Genomic DNA, 2,774 nt, shown 5'->3' with positions numbered 1-2,774 from the left:
CGACAAAAAAGACCGGCAAAATCACATCAATGGTATCGAGAATTTTTGGAACCAGGCGAAGCGCCACATGCGTAAATTTAACGGTATTCCGAAGGCACATTTCGAGCTGTATCTGAAGGAATGTGAGTGGCGATTTAACACTCCAAGTGCAAAACAGCAATTAACTATTTTAAAACAGATAGTTAAAGGTAAAATTTAAACCTTATCTAGGACAGCCCCTAATCGATAATGTCTGCAATACCCTGACTTCAGGTTTCATAACGACGGTAGTTAACTCTTTCTGCTTTCAGATTGCGGAAAAACCTCTCCGTAACGGCATTATCCAGACAATTACCCTTGCGACTCATACTGCCCGTCACATCAAGTTCCTGCTGGCAGGACGGGAACTGAGCGCTGGTATACTGAGCACCTTGATCGCTATGAAATACGACTGGGCCTGTTGGTCGTCGTTTATTAACCGCCAGTCGTAATGCCCGGATAGTCAGGGCGCTGTCCGGTTTATCTGAGAAGGCCAAATTCACTATTTTTCTTGAAAATAAGTCCATCACGATAGCCAGATATAACCAGCCCTGAGCTGTCCGGAGATAGGTGATATCACCTGACCACTAGGTATTTAATGTCTCTGGATTAAACTGTCGATTTAACAGATTAGCCCTCACTACAGCCGGTTTACCACCACGTGGATAGTAATGACGTCCTGGGCGCTTCGCAACCAGCATCAGGGTCTTCATTATTTGACGAACACAGTATCGACCAACATTAAAACCCTGCTCACGCAGCTCAATACACATGCACCGACTGCCATACGTCGCATCCATTTCAGCATGAACATGCTTGGCCGCCGCATGAAGCATCAGAACATCTGCTCTGAGAGCTGGCCGCCTGCTCCGGGCGTAAAATACACTACGCGTGAGCGACAGGCATCGACATACTTGCTGGATATTTGCCCCGGCCTTCTTCAGCTTCACCGCGACTTTTTATCGTTCTTCATTTCCATGGCGAAGAAGGCTGAAGCCTTTTTTAACAGGTCATTCTTGCTTTGCAACTGACGTACCTGCTTTTCAAGTTTCTGTATTCGTCGTTGTTCAGACGTAATCGCGGTGGCGATGGGAGTATCTCCCCTGACTTCTCCACGATATTGGCGTAACCAGCGTTGCAATGTTGAAAGACCGATATTCATCGTTTCAGCAGCCTAGGTCACCGGATACTTGTGTTGCAGAACCAAATTGACACATTCCTGCTCGAACTCATGGGTAAACGTTTTTCTTCGCATTCTCACCTCGTGAGCATTGCTCATTATATCTCTAACAAAGTGTCCGGTTTGATTAGACCATCACATAGCCAGAAAGGGAGCATTTTTAAAGCTCCTCGAGTTCGAACCCATCGGGGGCAGAGAGAAAACTTGATAAGAAATTGTAACGAACTTCGCAGTTAAGCGTTTAAAAATGTAAGTAATTCAGGAAGGGAATTATTTTTCAGGGGCGGCTACCCCCTGATGTTACGGGTTATTCAACCGGTAACTGCAGTGCCCAGTCAATGGGCGTTTCGCAGTGCTCGGTCAGCCATTGATTAGCTTTGGAAAAGTGAGCGCTGCCAAAAAAGCCGCGATGAGCGGAGAGTGGGGAAGGGTGCGGCGCTTGCAGGACATGGTGGCGCTGCCGGTCAATAATACTGCCTTTTCTCTGCGCGTGCGAGCCCCACAGCAAAAAGACCACGCCTTCGCGGTGCTGGTTGATCGCGGCGATAACGTTATCGGTAAAAGTTTCCCAGCCGAATTTAGCGTGCGAGTGCGCGTGGCTGGCTTCCACCGTCAGCACGGTGTTCAGCAGCATCACGCCCTGCCGCGCCCAACTTTCAAGAAAGCCGTGATTAGGGCACTGGAAGCCGGGAATATCCGTCACCAGCTCTTTGTACATATTGACCAGCGAAGGGGGTACTGCAACCCCCGGTAGTACGGAAAAGGCCAGTCCATGCGCTTGGTTGGGACCGTGATAAGGGTCCTGACCTAGAATAACCACCTTCACCGCGCCCAGTTCGGTGAGGCGAAAAGCGTTAAAAACATCTTTTTGCGGGGGATAGACGGTTTTGCCAGCCTCACGCTCTGCCGTTACCCGGGCCAAGGTCTTCTTAAAGTAAGGTTTCTCTTTTTCTTCAGCCAGCACATCATGCCAGATCATGGTATTGACCATTACCGCTGCCTTAACGTCATCAAAGGGCATAGCTTAACGTGCTTTAACACGGGGTGACACTTAAAAATAATTGAATTTTTACACGAACATAAGAAGGTAGAGTCTTAGGACGTGGTGTAAATTTGGAAGGATGGTGAGAGCCATCGGCTTATCCGGTAAGGTAATGGTTAATCAGACAATTATCTCAGAAGGAGTCAACCGATGGCCGACAACAGCATGACATTCAGCAACACCCTGATGCAACTCGGCGGCGAGGACTTTCTGCGTGAACTCACCGAATTTATGCTCAACCGCATCATGGAGGCCGATGTCACTCAGCGCATCAACGCAGAGCCTCATGAGCGCAGTGACGAGCGGGAGACCTACCGTAACGGCTACCGTGACCGTCAGTACCACACCCGCCTCGGTACCCTGGACCTGCGTATACCGAAGCTGCGTGAAGGCTCGTACTTCCCGTCCTTCCTTGAGGCCCGCAGGCTGTCGGAGAAAGCACTGAACGCGGTCATCCAGGAAGCGTGGATAAACGGCGTCTCCACCCGTAAGGTTGACGCGCTGGTGCAGTCGATGGGCATGACCGGTATCTTC

6 protein-coding genes are annotated in these 2,774 nt (G+C 49.7%); 2 read left to right on the top strand and 4 right to left on the bottom strand.

The window, feature by feature from the left end; all coding sequences use genetic code 11:
• Positions 1 to 199: transposase (locus BBW68_RS05100; RefSeq protein WP_148127548.1), on the top strand; the 199-nt coding region annotated here is incomplete at its 5' end.
• Positions 200 to 248: 49 nt separating this feature from the next.
• Here the strand turns inward: BBW68_RS05100 and BBW68_RS17655 are convergent.
• The 4 genes from BBW68_RS17655 to ung all read right to left on the bottom strand — a co-directional run bounded on the left by BBW68_RS17655 (position 249) and on the right by ung (position 2,189).
• The gene (locus BBW68_RS17655; RefSeq protein WP_102135758.1) at positions 249 to 593 is read right to left on the bottom strand and encodes a DDE-type integrase/transposase/recombinase; all 345 of its coding nucleotides are present in this window, start codon (positions 591 to 593) and stop codon (positions 249 to 251) included.
• Between the two features lie 12 nt (positions 594 to 605).
• Positions 606 to 854 (bottom strand): IS3 family transposase, encoded by a 249-nt coding sequence (locus tag BBW68_RS20550; protein ID WP_162475684.1) that lies wholly within the window; start codon positions 852 to 854, stop codon positions 606 to 608.
• Positions 855 to 964: 110 nt separating this feature from the next.
• A complete protein-coding gene (locus BBW68_RS05095) occupies positions 965 to 1,180 on the bottom strand; it encodes a hypothetical protein (RefSeq protein WP_070134282.1) in 216 nt (71 codons plus the stop codon).
• A gap of 325 nt (positions 1,181 to 1,505) precedes the next feature.
• A complete protein-coding gene (ung, locus tag BBW68_RS05090; protein WP_070134281.1) occupies positions 1,506 to 2,189 on the bottom strand; it encodes a uracil-DNA glycosylase in 684 nt (227 codons plus the stop codon).
• A 201-nt stretch (positions 2,190 to 2,390) separates the two neighbouring features.
• On the opposite strand from ung, the gene BBW68_RS05085 reads away from it, so the two are divergent.
• Positions 2,391 to 2,774 (top strand): transposase (locus BBW68_RS05085; RefSeq protein WP_186821281.1); only part of this gene is annotated, 384 nt, incomplete at its 3' end.

The organism is Candidatus Erwinia dacicola, from assembly GCF_001756855.1.
GTDB lineage: Bacteria > Pseudomonadota > Gammaproteobacteria > Enterobacterales > Enterobacteriaceae > Erwinia > Erwinia dacicola.
This window is presented reverse-complemented; position numbering and strand designations above follow the sequence as displayed.